Source organism: Agarivorans sp. QJM3NY_33, assembly GCF_050870865.2.
GTDB lineage: Bacteria > Pseudomonadota > Gammaproteobacteria > Enterobacterales > Celerinatantimonadaceae > Agarivorans.
Genome location: NZ_CP194039.2, coordinates 964,107 through 980,346, shown reverse-complemented (window position 1 = coordinate 980,346; position 16,240 = coordinate 964,107). Strand labels below are relative to the sequence as shown.

12 protein-coding genes are annotated in these 16,240 nt (G+C 43.4%); 8 read left to right on the top strand and 4 right to left on the bottom strand.

Annotated features, from left to right (window positions below; all coding sequences use genetic code 11):
• Positions 1 to 414: 414 nt before the first annotated feature.
• Both ACRRSY_RS04395 and ACRRSY_RS04390 read right to left on the bottom strand, forming a co-directional pair.
• Positions 415 to 840, bottom strand: coding sequence for a GNAT family N-acetyltransferase (locus ACRRSY_RS04395; protein WP_432454369.1), 426 nt, complete (start codon positions 838 to 840; stop codon positions 415 to 417).
• A 101-nt stretch (positions 841 to 941) separates the two neighbouring features.
• Positions 942 to 1,433 carry a GNAT family N-acetyltransferase gene (locus ACRRSY_RS04390; RefSeq protein WP_432461021.1) on the bottom strand — a complete coding sequence of 164 codons (492 nt, stop codon included), beginning with the start codon at positions 1,431 to 1,433 and terminating at the stop codon, positions 942 to 944.
• Positions 1,434 to 1,682: 249 nt separating this feature from the next.
• Between ACRRSY_RS04390 and ACRRSY_RS04385 the strand changes: the two genes are divergently transcribed.
• The 7 genes from ACRRSY_RS04385 to ACRRSY_RS04355 all read left to right on the top strand — a co-directional run bounded on the left by ACRRSY_RS04385 (position 1,683) and on the right by ACRRSY_RS04355 (position 10,519).
• Positions 1,683 to 2,315: an Lrp/AsnC family transcriptional regulator gene (locus ACRRSY_RS04385; RefSeq protein WP_439022894.1), complete on the top strand. Its 633-nt coding sequence runs from the start codon at positions 1,683 to 1,685 to the stop codon at positions 2,313 to 2,315.
• Positions 2,316 to 2,415: 100 nt separating this feature from the next.
• Positions 2,416 to 3,423 carry an A/G-specific adenine glycosylase gene (gene mutY / locus ACRRSY_RS04380; RefSeq protein WP_432461020.1) on the top strand — a complete coding sequence of 336 codons (1,008 nt, stop codon included), beginning with the start codon at positions 2,416 to 2,418 and terminating at the stop codon, positions 3,421 to 3,423.
• A 234-nt stretch (positions 3,424 to 3,657) separates the two neighbouring features.
• Positions 3,658 to 3,882 (top strand): ParD-like family protein, encoded by a 225-nt coding sequence (locus ACRRSY_RS04375; protein ID WP_432454373.1) that lies wholly within the window; start codon positions 3,658 to 3,660, stop codon positions 3,880 to 3,882.
• Positions 3,875 to 4,648 (top strand): type I methionyl aminopeptidase, encoded by a 774-nt coding sequence (gene map / locus ACRRSY_RS04370; RefSeq protein WP_432461019.1) that lies wholly within the window; start codon positions 3,875 to 3,877, stop codon positions 4,646 to 4,648. Before ACRRSY_RS04375 ends, map begins: the two co-directional genes overlap by 8 nt.
• A gap of 426 nt (positions 4,649 to 5,074) precedes the next feature.
• Complete coding sequence (locus ACRRSY_RS04365) at positions 5,075 to 5,992, top strand: hypothetical protein (protein ID WP_432464420.1); 918 nt, start codon at positions 5,075 to 5,077, stop codon at positions 5,990 to 5,992.
• Positions 5,993 to 7,355: 1,363 nt separating this feature from the next.
• Positions 7,356 to 8,429 (top strand): hypothetical protein, encoded by a 1,074-nt coding sequence (locus ACRRSY_RS04360; protein ID WP_432464419.1) that lies wholly within the window; start codon positions 7,356 to 7,358, stop codon positions 8,427 to 8,429.
• A 794-nt stretch (positions 8,430 to 9,223) separates the two neighbouring features.
• Positions 9,224 to 10,519 (top strand): hypothetical protein, encoded by a 1,296-nt coding sequence (locus tag ACRRSY_RS04355; RefSeq protein ID WP_432464418.1) that lies wholly within the window; start codon positions 9,224 to 9,226, stop codon positions 10,517 to 10,519.
• Between the two features lie 74 nt (positions 10,520 to 10,593).
• On the opposite strand, the gene ltrA (ACRRSY_RS04350) is transcribed toward ACRRSY_RS04355, so the two are convergent.
• Complete coding sequence (ltrA, locus tag ACRRSY_RS04350) at positions 10,594 to 11,925, bottom strand: group II intron reverse transcriptase/maturase (RefSeq protein ID WP_432461015.1); 1,332 nt, start codon at positions 11,923 to 11,925, stop codon at positions 10,594 to 10,596.
• Between the two features lie 591 nt (positions 11,926 to 12,516).
• Between ltrA (ACRRSY_RS04350) and ACRRSY_RS04345 the strand changes: the two genes are divergently transcribed.
• Positions 12,517 to 13,824, top strand: coding sequence for a hypothetical protein (locus tag ACRRSY_RS04345; protein WP_432464417.1), 1,308 nt, complete (start codon positions 12,517 to 12,519; stop codon positions 13,822 to 13,824).
• 46 nt (positions 13,825 to 13,870) lie between these two features.
• Here the strand turns inward: ACRRSY_RS04345 and ltrA (ACRRSY_RS04340) are convergent, their stop codons facing one another.
• Positions 13,871 to 15,202, bottom strand: a complete 1,332-nt coding sequence (gene ltrA / locus ACRRSY_RS04340; RefSeq protein ID WP_432464416.1) for a group II intron reverse transcriptase/maturase — start codon at positions 15,200 to 15,202, stop codon at positions 13,871 to 13,873.
• Between the last annotated feature and the right edge of the window lie 1,038 nt (positions 15,203 to 16,240).

The window sequence follows — 16,240 nt, the reverse complement described above, 5'->3', positions numbered from 1 at the left end:
TAAGATAAAAACATGTTAAATATAGATAAATAGTTGAGATGAATTCAAAACTTGCGCTTTAAGCTATTACTCTTAAACCAAAACATTTTAAACTAGAATTTAAATCAACCCTAAATAAAAACCAAAACCATTAATATAAATAAAGATTGAATTTGTATTGATTATCGCTTTGATGAGTATGAATATTAATAAACAAGCCCCGCCTTCAAGAACGCATCAGCGAACAAAAAAGAATGACCAGCAATAGATAGCAAAGACAGCCACATTCTCCATTAGCGAACTTTAGGCGGGTGGCACTAAATAATGGCCCTTAGTCTGAATGGGGAAGTGATCATGCTCAGCCAAGAGAGCCAAGCCAACCGTATCGCCTGTGAATAAGCAAACAAGTCACTGGAGCGGTGGGATTATTTTGGCTTAGTTAAGCTCGCGTGCCATATAGTGGATATACCTCTCTGTTTTGCAGATCCGAAATCCTTTACGCTGGTATAAAGCAAGCGCCGGATTCGTCTCAAACACACACAACCTCAGCAATCGGACATCAGCTTTTCTAGCAAGCTCAATTGCATAACTGAGCGCTTGAGAGCCCAAACCTTGCCCCTGCCAAGTCGGCTCAATTTGAAGATCTCGAATATAATAAGCAAGCTCATCGTGGCTGATACGAAGCATACCTACAGGACATCGATTTACAGCAATCTCATAATTTTCAAACTCATGCCAATTTATATCGAAGGCTGCCTGATCCCAGAGGATCCCAAGTTGCTGGTAATAAGCTTGCATATTTTGACGAGTCAAACGCTCGGCAAAATCCTTGTTTTTAGCTACTTGAAATAAGGGTTTCATTTTAAACTTCCTAGACGCTCGGTGAGGGGGGAATGTCGTAAACGCACATTTCTGAGATGCCTCGCTTTAACGTGCCCCATCGATGAACGGTGACTTGTCACTCATTGATTGCTGATTGGCTCACCATCAGACAAACTCAAAATCCCCTGAAGATCTAAGCGAAAAACGCTGATTTCTTCAAGTTTGTGGGCACCTATATTTTTATAAAACTTTATCGCGGCATCATTTGTTTTTAAGGCCCACCATTCGAAACGAGCACACTGATTCTCGATGGCTAAATGTGACAAGTAAACCAGAACCTGTTTGCCAAATCCTTGACCTTGATAAGCGGGTTCAATATATAAATCATCCAAATGTAAACCGCGCTGTCCTGTCGTTGTCGAGAATGTATAGTAATACACTGCAAATCCACAGGGTTTATTGTTAACATAAAAAATAATGGCCTCAGCATTAGACGTTGAACTCAATAGATTATTTTCCAGGTCCTCTTGAGTCACCGTGACTTCGAAGGGAAACCCTTCGGCGATAGCCAAGGCCTTTATAAAATGAAGTATCAGTTCAGCATTTTCTTTTTTAGCAATTTTAATTTCCAATATGCAGTTTCCCCGTTAATCGCCTATCATGCCTCGTACTTATGAACCGATGTTATTTGATCTAATTCATTTCACCAAACAAAAATCCTAAGTTCGGCTGTTACAGAGCAACTTAAAAGCTACAAACCTAAGAGCCCATAGCATCGCTCTAATACCTTTAGTCGACAAAGCATCACTCAGCATATGTGAGAGAGCGGAACCTCAGAAACACTTGGAGAGATCTGGCGTTAGAAAGTTTAAACGAGTGCAATGAGCCGAGAGTATGTCACCGCTTTCAAGGTCATCGATTCTGCTCTGCCCCAGCGAGTATTTTTAAAATCTTCGAGCAGTAGCCTTATAAATAAAAGGGTTGTTTGTTCGATAAAAGCGGGAGAAAATAGTATTTCATTTCCAATTTGCATCCATAAACGAAAAATGAAACTAGATAGTAAAGACAAGTTAATCCTCAATCTATTGCAACGGGATGTGAGCATTCCCTTAAATGAGATCGCCGAACGGGTCGGTTTATCCGCAACGCCTTGCTGGCGACGGGTACAAAAATTGGAAAATGCCGGTTTTATTCGCCATAAGGTGGCACTGCTCGACCGCCAAAAATTAAACCTTGGGGTCACGGTGTTTGTCAGTGTTCGCACCGCCCAACACGACCCTCAATGGCTGGCACTCTTTAAACAGGCCATCGAGGATATTCCAGAGATTATCGAGGCCCATCGAATGAGTGGCAGCGTCGATTATTTACTGCAAGTGGTGGTACCCAGCATCGATGATTACGATCAAGTGTATAAAAAGCTCATCGAGCGGCTGGCTTTTACCGACGTCAGTTCGGCTTTTTCCATGGAAGTGATGAAAAGTACCACCGCTCTACCGACCCACTATATGAGCTAACAGGTTTTCGCGAACATAAAACTTGGGGCTTCAATCAAGCCCGAGGCACTTTGCTCCTTAATCCTTCAGACTCCAAGCTAGCGACTGAGAAACAATGGCAATGAATAATCCCCCGCTGAATTCAGATGACTTTCAACAACGATTAATCGCTTGGCAAAAGCAGCACGGCCGTCATGATTTACCTTGGCAGCAAGATCCAAGCCCCTATCGGGTGCTGGTCTCGGAAATTATGCTGCAGCAAACCCAGGTGAAAACGGTGATCCCTTATTTTGAGCGCTGGATGCAAAGTTTCCCCAATGTGCAGACCTTAGCCGCAGCCACTGAAGATCAAGTAATGAGCCATTGGCAAGGATTGGGCTACTATTCTCGCGCTCGTAACCTGCGCAAAGCCGCCATTTATATTCAAAGCGAATGCCAGGGGAAATTCCCAGAAGATGTGAACACCTTGCAACAGATCCCCGGTGTGGGTCGTTACACCGCTGGAGCCATTGCTTCCTTTGCTTATAATCGTTACGGTCCAATTGTCGATGGCAACGTAAAACGCCTATTCTGCCGCCTATTTGGAATAGAGGGCGTCCCCGGCACCAGCAAAGTTGACCGGCAACTGTGGCAGCTTGCCGAAACTTACACCCCTCAACAACACAATCGCGCCTTTGCTCAAGGCCTGCTGGACATGGGGGCAACCCGCTGTAAACCCAAAAAACCACTTTGTGAAGACTGTGCCTTTATCGATTGCTGCGCAGCATTTCTAAGCCAACGAGTCGAACAGCTACCCACCGCAAAACCGAAAAAGGTGATCCCCACCAAACCCGGTCATTTTTTATGGGTAGAAGAGCAGGGAAAGATTTTGCTAGAGCGGCGCGGTGAAGGGGGGATTTGGGGGGCGCTGTGGTGCCTACCGCAGGTCCATCTCGACCCAGTGTTGATCGGCGCTGAATTAAAAGGAAACTTTAAACACACCTTTACCCACTATAAATTAGAGGCGCAGGTTTGGTCCGTTGATCAAATAAATGAACCACATCTGGAACAACATTGGGTCTCATTAAGTGAACTCGAAGCGCGCGGCTTACCCACCCCAATCAAAAAATTCATCTTAAAAAATATGTAAATAGAGTCAAAGCATCAAGCCTCAAAATGCCAGTACATTTCACTAAGTGCTGGTATTTTGGGCGCTTCATTCAAGCTAACTTCAATGCTTAGTGGTCGGCCTGTGATTCAGTGGCTTACCCTTTAATAGAGAACAATATTTAGCAAGCCGCCACCAATGGCTCCGCCCAATTATCTTGACTCATGACGAAATCGATATATGATTCGTATACGTTTCACAGGCGAATCATATAAAATGGGTATTGTTAAAATTTCCGAAGAACTCCATCAAGAAATCCGAAAAGCCAGTTCTGTCATGTCACGCTCGATCAATTCACAAGCTGAATTCTGGATCCGCATTGGGATGCTAGCCGAGCTTCATCCGCAACGCTCATTCAATCAAATCGTCTCAGAACTACTCAAATCAGCAGAGGTCTCTGTCGCCAAAGTCGCCATACAAGAAGCGCATACCGATGAATAATGGCGTAAAGATTAAATCGGCAAGTGAAATTGAATTAATGCGCCATGCCGGGCACCTACTGACACAGGTCTTTCAGATGTTAGACCGCTACCTTAAACCCGGCCTCTCTACCCTAGAAATAAATGACAAAGTAGAACATTTTATTGTCAATGATCTCAATGCTCGGCCAGCGAGCAAAGGCCAATATGGTTATCAATATGTTTTAAACTCTTCAATCAATGAAGTGGTATGTCATGGGGTTCCAACGCCTAGTCAGCGATTAAAAAGGACCGACATCATTAACTTAGATATTACCTTAGAGAAAAATGGTTTTATTGCAGACTCAAGCAAGATGTATCTCATGCCAGAAGCGTCACCGGCAGCTAAAAAGCTGGCCCAAGCCACCTATGAGGCAATGTGGGCTGGAATTAAACAAGTGAAGCCAGGCGCTAAACTTGGCGATATTGGCCATGCGATTCAACAATATGCGGAACGCCGTGGCTATAGTATCGTGAAAGAATACTGTGGCCACGGGATAGGGCAAGCAATGCACGAAGCACCACAAGTGCTGCATTACGGTACGCCAAACCGAGGCCTTGAGCTAAAAGAGGGCATGATTTTCACCATCGAACCGATGGTCAATCAAGGTACCGCAAAAGTTAAAACCAAAAAAGATGGCTGGACCGTCGTCACCCGTGACAAAAAACTTTCTGCACAATCGGAACACACCATCTTAGTCACCCCTGTAGGCTATGAGGTGCTCACGCTGCGGGAAGAGGAACGATAAGAGTCGTGGTGAAATCAGCGCTAAATGAGCCCCAGTAAACCTTAGATGCATAAAGTAGGTCAGTCTGCGCCATTCGTAAACTGACCCTCTAGAACTAAAACCGCACGACACAACATCACCGCTAATGATGCACCAAACCGTCACGACCAACATCGGCCGAGCACAGTGAAAAGTAACTCATCTTTAATTTCTTCAGTGACAAAAGCATCAAATTAAAGCTAAGCTGAATTTCAGTCTAATAGTAGCCAAGCGGCTGTTTTAATTAAATTAAAACACTAACAAAAATGATCCATGATTTTATCTAGCCACGCCATTGTTCAACTGTTAACCAGCAAGCCACTCATGATAAGCCTGTGGCTCATGCTGTGCTCATTGCCCCTCACCGCAAAAACACGAAGCGCCCACAGCGCAGAGAGCTACTTTTCAATGGCAGGTGGCAGTGGTATCACCTACCTAGAGGATGACGTGACCGACGAGCAAAAAAAACAGCACTTCCGTTCCTTTGATATTCGCTTCGCCCAGCACTTTGCTCAAAGTTGGCGAGTCGATTTCGTTCATGCCAACGAAGGCCACGCCTATAATCACCACCGAGATGGTTTTTCAACTCATGTCAGCTACATCTACGTTCCAACAGATAGCTTCCGCTTCGAGATCGGAGCAGGCCCTTACATGTCCTTTAATACCACCGTTGATCACTCAGGCCTTGAACTAAACGAAAAACGACTCGGTGCAATGAGCACTCTTAGCGTTATCTATCCACTTTCCTATTTAAGCCAAAGCGCCCAACTTCGTTTGCAACTTAATAGTTACTTGGTGCCAAATCGCCCGCATAGCAATTCCTTGCTGATTGGTTTGGGCTTTGATATAGATAACGCAAATCACCAAAGCAGACCAGCCTCTTCCGCGTGGCTCAACGATTTGTCGATATCTCTGGTTAACACCAAAATTAACCATGGCGGACCAACCACCACCATTGGTTACAGTATCGATATGGCAAAACACTTTAATCATCATCTTGCCTTATCCTTGGCTTATATCAATGAAGGCGGTAACAACGGGGCCAGCAGTCGACGCGGCTTTACCAGCCAGCTTTGGAAAATAGTCCCGCTAGGGAGTCATTTCGAAGGGCGAATTGGAGCGGGCGGCTACCTCGCGCAAGACAAAATAGAACACCACAGCGCTTACGACTTGAAAGGCATAATTAGCTTTGGCGTGAACTACTTCCCTACTTGGCATTTTTTTCATTCGGGCTACTTTGGTCTCAGCCTTAGCCGGGTGATGGATTATCAAGGCCACCAAGACGACGCCGATTTATTACGCCTAAGCATCGGCAAGCGCTTTTAGCTCAAACAATACTTAAACGCTGAAGCGAAATTCAAATCCCCTAAACCGCATAAAAATAGACAGGAAAAAACCGCCCTCTAATTGCTCTGAGCAATGCATTGATTCAGTCACGCCTATTGAGTCAGTCGCAATAACAGCAACCCAGCTTAAGAGAAAATCTGCGTGAATGCTTGTAGCCCTTAAGCACTCGTTGATGATGGGGCTTTTGCTTGATTCTTCACCGCTTTCACCCAAGGTGATAACGATTCATGAAACTTATGGCTGAGTCAGCAATCAGCAGGAAGAATGAGAAGCAGCAGCGATTAACCGACCTTTTTTGTGCTAAATCGTTTTTGCCCCAAAGTGAGTTAGCTCAATTCACCAGATTGTCAAGACATCGCTTTTCTTATAATGAGCTATCTCATAGCAGCCCCGTTCTGCGTTAGCAACGGGGTAAAAGCTTTCGCCTACGGCGACGTCATTTTTCTTTGACGAGCAAAGAAAAACGAAGCAAAAAGAAAGCTCGCCCTGCATCTTCTTAAACCTTGCGTTGCTCATTCTCAAGGGCGTTGAAGTAACTCGCTACGCTCAAACAGACTTCAACTTTGGCCCCTTGTTCATTTGCGCTACTCGGCGAAGATGATGGGATTTAAAGCGTAATCTTGGCTATCGAGAGTGTAAAAGGTTTTTACTTCAAAGTGAGTTAGCTCAATTCACCAGATTGTCAAGACATCGCTTTTCTTATAATGAGCTATCTCATAGCAGCCCCGTTCTGCGTTAGCAACGGGGTAAAAGCTTTCGCCTACGGCGACGTCATTTTTCTTTGACGAGCAAAGCTTAGCTAAGCAAAAAGAAAGCTCGCCCTGCATCTTCTTAAACCCTGCGTTGCTCATTCTCAAGGGCGTTGAAGTAACTCGCTACGCTCAAACAGACTTCAACTTTGGCCCCTTGTTCATTTGCGCTACTCGGCGAAGATGATGGGATTTAAAAGCGTAATCTTGGTTATCGAGAGTGTGAAAGGTTTTTTTTAAATTAGTGTCTAGTTTCTTGTTGAATAAAATAAAGCGCTATATCCATGCTAAATCCCTTCGAATTGTTGTTTCTCTAAAGCGTTTTTGCGCATTTTTACCTCGATAAACGCGAGATATGCTGGGCTCATATGTCGATCTTTTCACTGCAATTATACACAGTTAAGTGGGTTCCCATCTTTATACATGACCATCTTTCACGCATGGTCAAAATGGTGATTCACTGATATGCTGTTGATAAAGTTGAATATTAAAGGCTGTGTGAATTTCTGTGCTGCGTGATAGGTGGTAACTTCGCATGCGTGAAAGATGGGAATTTGCATATTAATATACTGTTAAGTGTCTAGGAGTATGTTTTGAGAACGGTTTTAAATGGATTTTCGGGTGCAAAAGGAAGTGCAATTGAATTTGAAGAATCTCAAATACCTGATGAGACTATAACTGAGTTATATGTTGGTGGTCGTTTACCTGCCGTAATTTTAATTCCTGATTCTATTGATGACCAAAGTAACCCCAATAATACCCCACCACTTTCAATTGTACTTGGTAACTTTGGCGCTGAATTAAGGCTTCATAAAGTTGTAAGTAATGATCAGGAACGTTGGGGAATGACTCTTGGCATGGAAGATATTTACGGAGAATATTCCTACTCTGTATTCATGTTGAAAATAATGTCTACAGACCCTGTAAAATTCCCTGTTAACTCCCAAATAGAAGACGATGAAGGAACTATCAACCATATACAAGTCGTTAATTTTGCGACAAAGTTTATTGAAAAATTTATCTATATTTACAAGGTTATGAATGATTCAACAAAAGATTGGATTCCTGAAGTTAATGTATCAAGACTAAGTCCATGGCACAAAATGCTTGGTAAAAATATTAAAGGAGAAAGTGTATGGGGAATGGGTGTTTATGATAAGCGTGGAACAGGAGTTATGCTTGGTTGTGACATGTCTCAAGAGAAAATACTTTCATTACAAAATGCTCTAACTCTAGGTTATTTAGAAGATCCGGCTACAAAATATAGACAACTCGCCAATAAATACAGGAAACAACAAGATTTCAATACTTTTTGTGTTTTTGCTGTTATTTCTTTTGAACACTGGGTTTTTAGAGAAGTGAGGCGAGCATTATTAAATAATGGCTTTACTGAACAGCAGATAGATGATCAATTTTACGAAGAAATTAAAGGTAAGAAGAAAAATATTAGTAGGGAAAAAGCAATTGCTCTTGTTACTGGCAATAAAGTCTTTAAAAGCAATAAACATTATCAATCTTTTATTGATATTGTATTAGATTGTAGAGATTCTATAGTTCATGGAAGAAAAGTTGAAATTACAGAAGAGTACGCTGATAAAATGATCTATATAATTAAAGACTTAATGGGGTACTTAGCTAACACAATCCACCCTCAAAAAGACACTTAATCGGGTAGCCGGAGGTATCTAACCTCCAGCCCCCACAACACCCTGCATGCGGCTCCGCACAGGGCGTTTCCTGAAAACGGTTAAAATACAACGGCCGATTAGCTCCTTTGCATTCCAATGATGGCTTCTGTTTTTTGCGCCATGACTCCTCAGTCCGGTCGGATACGGAGACAATGAGCTGCACAGGCTCCTCATTGATTTTCAGGTTCAGGCCTTCACCATGTCCCAACCATTACACAATAAAGCGGCATTGGGCTCTTTATCTAAAAACGCCGTCTGCTGATAACCGCCATGGAGTGAGTTTAACGATCGCCTGTTAAGCAGATCTCCCCACTCTTTGTTTATAAGAAGTAGAACATGCACTTTCTCTTTTCTCTGCACTGCTGCATCATTTACGGTGGCCGTTAGATCACATGGCTTCGTTGTCTTGTGCCAACTCGCCTCCAGCCTACGCCTCATATGATGTTCTTGTTCATCAACTCGCCCTCTCTTTAGATAAAAAGACGTCCGGCTTCCTTCAGACATTCCCTCACGGCAATGCCCTTGCCATTCGCTAGTAGTTAGCGTTTAATAACCAAAGTATTATTAAACGGTGACCTTCCTACAGAGGACTTTCACCTCATAAGTTCATGCCCATGCTGGGCGTACACAAAGCGTTTAAGACGGATTCCCAACGCTCGGCATTTTTGGTTTGCTTCAGCTTAAGTGTCTACGGCACAATACTTTAAGTGCAGTGGTCTGCGTTGCTCACCACTTAACGCGGCGTTATATTCAGTAATCGATAGGATGAGTTAGTGGTAAGAGTAAATAAGACATTCTGTGGTTCAGATCCGTCATGGGCTAACGCTTGCGTTGGTACCAACGGTAATCCCGGTTACAAAGAATATTCTAAAGGTTTTTCACGAGCAGCAAGAGTACTTATAGATAAGGTGCTTGAAGAAGATAGCATAGAATATCACATAGACGACTTTATCTATCCTATTTGCTTTAATATGCGACACTCAGTGGAGTTAAGGCTAAAACATGCTATTCAAATGCTTGAAAGCTTAGCACCATATAAAGGGCAGACATCTCAGTTTAATTTCTCCGGTTCGCATGATATTAAAAATATATGGTGCTATTTCAAAAGAAAATCTGAAATTTTTGATATCCGATATTCTGAAATCAATAATCGAATTGAGCCAGTAATTATGGATATCGCTGATATTGACCCTACGGGGCAGACTTTTAGATATCCGAAAGATAACAATAACATTAAACATTTAACTAACACTCAATTGATCAACTTTTTTACCCTCAGGTCTTCTTTCACTACATTGGAGAAAGATTTGGATTTACTAGTTGAAATGAATGAGTTTCTTATAAGGGAGTATTCCTTAGGTTCTTTTACAAAGAAACTATCACGCGCAGAACTTTTTGATATTTCAAAAAAATTACCTAACAGAGATTTATGGAAAAACGATGATTTTAAAGATATTAGAGATAATATTAAGAAAGACTACTCTCTTTCAGGTAAGGACTTCGAGAAAGCTGCCAACATAATATCTCATAACTATGAAATGTCTCCAATGATAAACATTTCCATTGATTTACTAGGGGTAAGTGTCAATGATATAAAAACGTTTATCAAAATATGGTTTGATCGTCACGAGAGGTCTATCAGTAAAATGCAGGGCAAAAAACCTGCTAATGATCTTATGGAAGAGGTCTCTCATAGTATTAACGCTAGCCACGAATCATGGTCTAGTGCAAAAGAATTTGTCACGCCTGAGATTATGGCTGGCTTAGTATCTTTATTCTATTTCTCATATGATTTGGAGTTTTCTGAGTTATATGTCGAAAGATATTATAATGAGTTAAAACTTTCTGAGGCATACTTTTTAAACGTTCGGAAAATTAAAATCAACTTCCATGATTTGGTTAGTAAAACTAATGCATTGGAAAATATAGTAGCATCATTGTACTTCCTAGGCTTTTTAGATGACGCAGAGTCGATTGTTACTGATTATGATTTTTTGAACCAATCACCAGTGGTCAAAAAAGCACGTTCTAGACAGTTGTTTGTTAAAAATCCGGCCTTTGGGTACTGAATATAATCGGGTAGCCGAAGGTATCTAGCCTCCAGCCCCCACAACACCCTGCATGCGGCTCCGCACAGGGCGTTTCACTTAGAATGGTGAAGCTTAATCCATCCATCTCGAAGCGCAAATAGACCTTGGGATGCTAAATAAGCATTCGATAATGCTTGTTGGATCCCCGGTGTTTTCGAGCTTCTCCATGGGCCTTTACTGGTTATGCCACAGGCTACCGCGGCTTGAACATGTACTCCTCTACGCATCAGATTTCTTACTTTGGTTCTCGGTTTTCGCCACTGTCGCCAGTAGGCCATTCGCACTCTGCGCCTTATCCAGTGATCTAGATCTACGCACAGTTGATAGCAATTCGCGATCCCAAAGTAGTTTATCCATCCTCGCAAGTATTGGCTTACTTTAAATAGCTGATAGCCCATCGACACGCCCCAGTTACGGTTTGTTAGACGCCTAATTTGTTGTTTAAAACGGTGTAACGTTTTGGCGTGAATTTGCAGCCGTCCCGCTTTAAAGGTAAACCCTAAGAACTTACTCTTCGCCGTTTTAACCACCTGACTTTTGGCTGTATTAACCACAAGTTTTAAGCGCCGTTGCAAGAAGCTACTAATGCTCGTAAGCACTCGTTCACCCGCACGCTGACTTCTCAGCAAAATGGTAAAATCATCGGCGTAACGAGCAAACTTGTGCCCTCGCTTTTCCAGCTCTTTGTCCAATGGATCGAGCATGATATTGGCCAGCAAGGGCGATAATGGTCCCCCTTGCGGTACACCTTCTCGACTTTCCTGATAGCACTGGTTATGGATAAAACCCGCTCTCAGGTATTTTCCAATCAGTGTAAGTAGCCGTTTATCTTGAACTCGATTTCCCAGCTGACTCATGAGCAGATCATGGTTAACTCGGTCAAAGAATTTAGATAAGTCCACATCAACCGCAAAACGTCGGCCTTGCTTGATGATGCCTTGAACTTGCTTCACCGCTTGCTGCCCATTCTTGTTTGGCCTAAATCCAAAGCTGTTCGCTGAGAAACTAGGGTCAAAAATGGGCGTAAGCACTTGAGCTATGGCCTGTTGAATAACACGGTCTAGCACCGTTGGGATCCCCAGTTGGCGTTTACCGCCATCGGGTTTGTCAATCTCCACACGGCGAACCGGTTTAGGCTGATACTGGCCATTACGCAGCGCAGCAGCAACCTGCTTCCAGTGTAGTTTTGCCCAAGAAGGAAATGCATCAATGGACATGTTATCCACTCCAGCAGCCCCTTTATTGGCTCGAACACCTTGCCACGCGAGCTGAATATTCTGCCGCGTTAGCATATGTTCGAATAGATGTTGGCTAAAGGTTGGCTGCGAGTTATTACGCTGAATCGCATCTACGCCGGACGGCGAATGGGTGTTCAAGTTTAACAAGGCTCCTCCTTTATTCTAAGTGTTCAGGCCTTCACCGTGTCCCAACCATTACACAATAAAGCGGCATTGGGCTCTTTATCTAAAAACGCCGTCTGCTGATATCGCCATGGAGTGAGTTAAACGATCGCTTGTTAAGCAGATCTCCCCACTCTTTGTTTATAAGAAGTAGAACATGCACTTTCTCTTTTCTCTGCACTGCTGCATCATTTACGGTGGCCGTTAGATCACATGGCTTCGTTGTCTTGTGCCAACTCGCCTCCAGCCTACGCCTCATATGATGTTCTTGTTCATCAGCTCGCCCTCTCTTTAGATAAAAAGGCGTCCGGCTTCCTTCAGACATTCCCTCGCGGCAATGCCCTTGCCATTCGCTAGTAGTTAGCGTTTAATAATCAAAGTGTTATTAAACGGTGACCTTCCTACAGAGGACTTTCACCTCATTAGTTCATGCCCATGCTGGGCGTACACAAGGCCTTAAAGTCGGATTCGTAATAGTTGGCTCGGCTCCGCTTAGCTACACTACATAGTTTAGCCAACTATTACTCACCGCTTAAGGCGGCGTTAGATTCTTCCGCAACCATCAGTATAGAGTTAATGAAAAAAATAATTGGACAGATAATCGCCTTAACAAAAAATATATTTTTGAATAGTCCAGATGGCACACAGAATGGAATGGAACAGTTCTTTGTTGGTAAACGTGATCCTTTCCAGTTTTCTGGTGGGGTTGGAATATCTTGGTGGTATACACTGTTTACATACAAGACAGTTGAAAACTTGTCATTTCTTATAAATGGCGACCTGAAAGAATTTTCTGGTTGCGACCATAAAACTATACAAAGTGTTGTTAGAGATACACTCCATGAGATTTGTGTAGATAGAAATATATTCAATGGAGATCTAGTTTGTTTCGGCGATAAGGACACACTTTTTGAGTGTAGAACTGAGACTGACGTAAACAAATATGGAGCTTATATATTAGATGCGATTTTAGGAAATATTAGAAAATCCATCTCCTTAGGTTGCGTAATATACTCAGCCCCCAGAATTACAGGTCAGTCATTTACAATAGACTCTGAAAAAATTCATGTAATTCATAAAAATGACAGTGACAAATGGAACGAACTTATCGAACTTGGTTATTATTTTCGTGAATGGGACCCGGTTACAGGAAATTTTATAGATGGTCATAAATCTGCCTTTTCAGGGAAAGATTATGATTATGTATTTGCAACTGAGACTGAAGGAACAGATCAAGGAAATAAGTTTTCAGCTTCACTAAAATTCAGAAAGCTATTTTCAGTTATTTCGGCACTCATTGAGTACAAATATAGGTTTAAGGTTATGGCAAGACCTTATTCAATGTGCATGCAAATACCTCATGCCAAAAGCCAAGGTAAACCTTTTACTCAAAACGAAATAGGTGAGTTGTATCCATACTATGACAGTGACCTTGAAATAAAAAATGAACATATTTCAAAAATAAAACAATGGTATAGAGAAGAGCAAGAATTGGCAGATGAGCAAAGAAATAGAATAGAAAAATGTGCTCACTTCATCAATAAGGGGATGAATAGTTCTGACATTGAAAGCTACATCCACTATTTTGTTGCTCTAGATGCACTCTATGGAAAAGTTGGATCTGTATCAAAGTCAATTGAGCAAGGTGTAAGCTATTTACCTGAAAGTAGTCACTGGAATGAGAAAATATCCTGGCTTTTCGATCTCAGGAATGAACTAGTTCATGGTGGCAGCAGGTACATTGAGGAATGGCCAAAGTACATGAGGTATTACCGTCACTTTTCTGAGGAGCCAGCTAGAGATATTGAGAAATTAGCTTTGCATGCTTTAGCCAGTGCGCCATCAATATTTCACGAATCTAATCGGGTAGCCGGAGGTATCTAGCCTCCAGCCCCCACAACACCCTGCATGCGGCTCCGCACAGGGCGTTTCACTTAGAATAGTGAAGCTTTATCCATCCATCTCGTAGCGCAAATAGACCTTGGGATTTCAAGTAAGCATTCGATAATGCTTGTTGGATCCCCGGTGTTTTCGAGCTCCTCCATGGGCCTTTACTGGTTATGCCACAGGCTACCGCGGCTTGAACATGTACCCCTCTACGCATCAGATTTCTTACTTTGGTTCTCGGTTTTCGCCACTGTCGCCAGTAGGCCATTCGCACTCTGCGCCTTATCCAGTGATCTAGATCGACGCACAGTTGATAGCAATTCGCGATCCCAAAGTAGTTTATCCATCCTCGCAAGTATTGGCTTACTTTAAATAGCTGATAACCCATCGCCACGCCCCAGTTTCGGTTGGTGAGGCGCTTTAGCTGTTGTTTAAACCGGTGTAGCGTTTTGGCATGGATTTGCAGCCGTCCCGCTTTGAAAGTAAACCCTAAGAACTGACTCTTCGCTGTTTTAACCACCTGGCTTTTGGTGGTGTTAACGATTAACTTTAAGCGGCGTTGCAAGAAGTGACTAATGCTCGCTAGCACCCGTTCTCCTGCACGCCGACTTTTCACCAAGATGGTGAAATCGTCAGCATAGCGGGCGAATTTATGGCTCCGTTTCTCCAGTTCTTTATCTAATGGGTCGAGCATGATGTTGGCCAGCAAGGGGGATAATGGTCCGCCTTGTGGTACACCTTCTCGAGTTTGCTGATAGCACTGGTTATGGATAAAACCCGCTCTTAAGTAGTGTCCAATCAGCTTAAGTAAGCGCTTATCTTGCATTCGGTGACCCAGTTTACTCATCAATAAGTCATGATTAACTCGGTCAAAGAATTTAGATAAATCCACATCTACCGCAAAACGTCGGCCTTGCTTGATGATGCTTTGCACTTGTTTCACCGCTTGTTGCCCATTCTTGTTTGGTCTAAATCCAAAGCTGTTCGCTGAGAAGCTAGGGTCAAAGATAGGCGTTAGCACTTGGGCAATGGCTTGCTGGATGACACGGTCTAGCACGGTTGGGATCCCCAGTAGGCGCTTCCCGCCATCGGGTTTATCTATCTCCACACGGCGTACCGGTTTAGGTTGATACTGGCCGCAGCGCAGTTCCGCCGCCACCTGTTTCCAGTGTGCTTTTGCCCAAGCAGGGAAGGCGTCAATGGACATGTTATCTACGCCAGCCGCCCCTTTATTGGCTCGAACACACTGCCACGCACGCAGAATATTTTCACGTTGTAGCATGTGTTCAAATAGATGTTGGCTAAAGGCTGGCTGCGGGTTAATACGCTGAATCGCATCTACGCCGGACGGCGAATGGGTGTTCAAGTTTAACAAGGCTCCTCCTTTATTCTAAGTGTTCAGGCCTTCACCGTGTCCCAACCATTACACAATAAAGCGGCATTGGGCTCTTTATCTAAAAACGCCGTCTGCTGATATCGCCATGGAGTGAGTTAAACGATCGCTTGTTAAGCAGATCTCCCCACTCTTTGTTTATAAGAAGTAGAACATGCACTTTCTCTTTTCTCTGCACTGCTGCATCATTTACGGTGGCCGTTAGATCACATGGCTTCGTTGTCTTGTGCCAACTCGCCTCCAGCCTACGCCTCATATGATGTTCTTGTTCATCAGCTCGCCCTCTCTTTAGATAAAAAGGCGTCCGGCTTCCTTCAGACATTCCCTCGCGGTAATGCCCTTGCCATTCGCTAGTAGTTAGCGTTTAATAATCAAAATATTATTAAACGGTGACCTTCCTACAGAGGACTTTCACCTCATTAGTTCATGCCCATGCTGAGCGTACATCGGGTAGCCGGAGGTGTCTAACCTCCAGCCCCCACAACACCCTGCATGCGGCTCCGCACAGGGCGTTTCCTGAAAACGGTTAAAATACAACGGCCGATTAGCTCCTTTGCATTCCAATGATGGCTTCTGTTTTTTGCGCCATGACTCCTCAGTCCGGTCGGATACGGAGACAATGAGCTGCACAGGCTCCTCATTGATTTTCAGGTTCAGGCCTTCACCATGTCCCAACCATTACACAATAGAACGGCATTGGGACTTTTTATCTAAAAAAACGCCGTCTGCTGATATCGCCATGGAGTGAGTTAAACGATCGCTTGCTAAGCAGATCTCCCACTCTTTGTTTATAAGAAGTAGAACATGTACTGTCTCTGCACTGCTGCATCATTTACGGTGGCCGTTAGATCACATGGCTTCGTTGTCTTGTGCCAACTCGCCTCCAGCCTACGCCTCATATGATGTTCTTGTTCATCAGCTCGCAGATTTGCGTCCGGCTTCCTTCAGACATTCCCTCGCGGCAATGCCCTTGCCATTCGCTAGTAGTTAGCGTTTAATAATCAAAGTGTTATTAAACGG